General features: G+C 73.2%; 3 protein-coding genes. 2 read left to right on the forward strand and 1 reads right to left on the reverse strand.

All coding sequences use genetic code 11. The features are described from left to right. On the forward strand, positions 1-1700 hold a 1700-nt coding region (locus H5J30_RS23160), incomplete at its 5' end, for a bifunctional metallophosphatase/5'-nucleotidase (protein ID WP_181789310.1). Positions 1701-1865: 165 nt separating this feature from the next. After that, positions 1866-2672 (forward strand): SAM-dependent methyltransferase, encoded by an 807-nt coding sequence (locus H5J30_RS23165; RefSeq protein ID WP_181789311.1) that lies wholly within the window; start codon positions 1866-1868, stop codon positions 2670-2672. Positions 2673-2736: 64 nt separating this feature from the next. Here H5J30_RS23165 and H5J30_RS23170 read toward each other — a convergent pair whose 3' ends face one another. Further along, positions 2737-3159, reverse strand: a complete 423-nt coding sequence (locus tag H5J30_RS23170) for an SSI family serine proteinase inhibitor (protein ID WP_181789312.1) — start codon at positions 3157-3159, stop codon at positions 2737-2739. Between the last annotated feature and the right edge of the window lie 194 nt (positions 3160-3353).

Raw genomic sequence — 3353 nt, forward strand, 5'->3', positions numbered from 1 at the left:
CGGACCGCAAGGACCGCGGCCGCACCGTCGACGTCCAACTGCTGTCCTTCAACGACTTCCACGGCAACCTCGAACCCCCGCAGGGCTCCTCGGGACAGGTCACCGAACTCCAGCCGGACGGTTCGAAGAAGAACATCGCCGCCGGCGGCGTCGAGTACCTCGCCACCTCCCTGCGCGACGCCCGCGAGGGCAACCGCTACTCCGTCACCGCCGCCGCCGGCGACCTCGTCGGCGCCAGCCCGCTGATCTCCGGCCTCTTCCACGACGAGCCCACCGTCGAGGCCATGAACGGCCTCGGCCTCGACGTCGCGGGCGTCGGCAACCACGAGTTCGACGAGGGCCTCGCCGAACTGCGGCGCCTCCAGGACGGCGGCGACCACCCCGAGGACGGCAACTACCGGGAGGGCCGCACCTACGAGGGCGCCGACTTCCCCTACCTCGCCGCCAACGTCACCGAGGAGAAGACCGGCAAGCCGGCCCTCGACCCCGTGTACGTGTGGAAGAAGCAGGGCGTGCGGATCGGCTTCATCGGCGTGACGCTGGAGGCCACCCCCGGCATCGTCTCCGCCGAGGGCGTCAAGGGCCTTGAGTTCCACGACGAGATCGAGACGATCGACAAGTACGCGAAGCAACTGCGGCGGCAGGGCGTGGAGTCCATCGTCGCGCTGGTCCACGAGGGCGGCTTCCCCGCGGCCTCGGCGGGCGGCGCGTACAACTACGACTGCGACAGCCCCGCCCCCGGCGCCGGGATCTCCGGCCCGGTCGCCGAGATCGCCGAGGGCACGACGGCCAGCGTCGACGCCTTCGTCACCGGCCACACCCACCAGCCGTACGCCTGCACCATCCCCGACCCCAGGGGCAACCCGCGCAGCGTCACCTCCGCGTCGTCCTTCGGCCGGCTCTACACCGACACCACGCTGACGTACGACCGCCGCAGCGGCGACATCGTGCGCACCGCGACCGAGCTGCCGGACGCCGGGAACCACGTGGTCGACCGCGAGCAGCCGAAGGCGCCGGACATGACCTCGCTGGTCGAGGAGTGGAACGCGCTCGCCGCGCCGATCGCGGCCAAGCCCGTGGGCTGGGTCTCCGGCGACGTGCCGCGCTCCGGCACCGAGTCCCCGCTCGGCGACCTCATAGCGGACGCGCAGCTGGCGCACGCGAAGACGCTCGACGAGAGCGCGGTGCTGGCGCTGATGAACCCGGGCGGGATCCGCGCGGACCTCACGTACGCGGCGTCCGGCGGCGAGGGCGACGGGGTCGTCACGTACGGGGAGGGCTTCACGGTCCAGCCGTTCTCCAACACCGTGAACCTGGCCACCCTGACCGGCGAGCAGCTTCTGCAGGTGCTCCGCGAGCAGGTCGGCGGCGCCAACGAGGCGTCGCCGAAGATCCTCCAGCCGTCCGCCGGCCTGACGTACACCCTGGACTTCACGAAGTCGGGCGCCGACCGCGTCGTCGCCGACTCGGTGCGGCTCGACGGGCAGCCGCTCGACCCGGCGGCCACGTACCGGGTCGCGGTGAACTCGTTCCTCGCCGGCGGCGGCGACGGCTTCCCCACCCTCGCCGAGGGTACGGACCCGCTGGTCGGCGCGGACGACCTGGCGGCGCTGGAGACCTACCTGACGGCGAACTCCAGCGCGGACAAGCCGCTGGCGCCGCCCGCGGCGGACCGGATCACGGTGATCGGGCAGCCGTAGACGGGGCGGACCACCTCGCGGTCGGGGGGTGGGCGGCGAGAGCGGCCGGAACCGCTCGCGCCGCCCACCCCCTTCTGCTGTGATGGTCCCCCCGGCGCGTCCGCCGCCGACTCCCCGGCGGGACGGGCCACTTCAGCGCAGCCCTCTCCCGGCAGGACGGTCACCATGAGCAGCGACGAGGACGCCGTACCGGCGGCGATCGACCCCACCGTGCCGCACGCGGCGCGGATCTGGAACCACTGGATGGGCGGCAAGGACAACTACGCCTCCGACCGGGCCGCGGGCGACGCCGTGGCGCAGGTGTACCCGGACATCGTCGTCATGGCCCGGCAGTCCCGCCAGTTCCTCATCCGCGCCGTGTCCCACCTGGCCGGCGAGGCGGGTATCCGGCAGTTCCTCGACATCGGCACCGGCCTGCCCACGATGCAGAACACCCACGAGGTGGCGCAGCAGACCGCCCCCGAGTCCCGCATCGTCTACGTCGACAACGACCCGCTGGTGCTGGCCCACGCCCGCGCCCTGCTGCGCAACACCCGCGCCGAGGGCGTGACCTCCTACGTCCACGCCGACTACCACGACCCGGAGCGGATCCTCGCCGGGGCGGCGGACACCCTGGACTTCGGCGAGCCGGTGGCGGTGATGTTCATGGGCGTGCTGGGCTACGAGCCGGAGCTGAGCGAGCTGCGCCGCATCGTGGGCCGGGTCATGGCGGCCGTGCCGTCGGGCAGCCACCTGGTGCTGTGGGACGGCACCGACACCGGCGAGGCCGTCGTCGAGGGCGGCGAGAAGCTCATCGAGGCCGGCGGCATCCCGTACCACCTGCGCGGCCCGGACGAGCTGGGCCGGTGCTTCGAGGGGCTGGAACTGCTCGAACCCGGCATGGTGCCGATCACCCAGTGGCGCCCGGCCTCGGCGAAGGTGGGCGCGGCCGGGCCGATCGACGCGTACGGCGCGGTGGGGCGCAAGCCGTAGCGCTCGCGCCCCGCCGGGCCGCGTCCGGTCCGGTCGGTCCGACCCGGCCCGGCCCGGTCGGCCGCTAGAAGTTGAAGACGTTCCCGCCGGTCGCGAGGTCCGCCATGCAGGGGTTCGGGAAGACCTCGGAGACGTAGTCGACGGGCTTGCCGCGCCAGGTGCCGGTGGCGTGCAGCTCGACGGGCTCGTACTGCATCGTGCACGCGCCCTGCTTGTCGCTCAGGTCCTCGAACCGCCCGTCGACGTTCGTCAGGTCCGTGCAGGCCGACTCCGCCGCGGGGTGCGTGCCCCCGACGGGGTCGCAGTTCAGATACGTGAAGCCGCCCTTGGCGCGGTCGCTGACGTACTTCGTCGTCAGCCGCAGGTGCGTGGCGTCGAACGGCTCGGGCAGCGGGCGCTCGGCGGAGGCGGTGGCGGCGGCGGTCAGCGGCAGCAGCACGGCGGCCGCGGTGGCGGCCAGGACGGCGGCGAGGGGCCGGACGGTCATGGGGGGTTTCTCCTCGGTGGACGTGACGCGGGGGCGTCGGGCGTCTGGCACGTCAGAGATACCCCAGTAGGTCAGCGGCGCGCGGCACCGTCACCCGAAGGAGGCATGTCCTTCGATTCGGTTCCCCTGCCCCGTACGGGGCACACGGCCGGTTCCGCGGCCCCGCACGGACTACGCCGACCGGCCCGGCCCCC

The sequence above is a fragment of the Streptomyces phytophilus genome (assembly GCF_013870535.1).
GTDB lineage: Bacteria > Actinomycetota > Actinomycetes > Streptomycetales > Streptomycetaceae > Streptomyces > Streptomyces phytophilus.

Bases quoted from the DNA above. Each gene is read 5' to 3' on its own strand.
- H5J30_RS23165 (WP_181789311.1), top strand. From the start codon at position 1,866: ATGAGCAGCGACGAGGACGCCGTACCGGCGGCGATCGACCCCACCGTG.
- H5J30_RS23170 (WP_181789312.1), bottom strand. From the start codon at position 3,159: ATGACCGTCCGGCCCCTCGCCGCCGTCCTGGCCGCCACCGCGGCCGCC.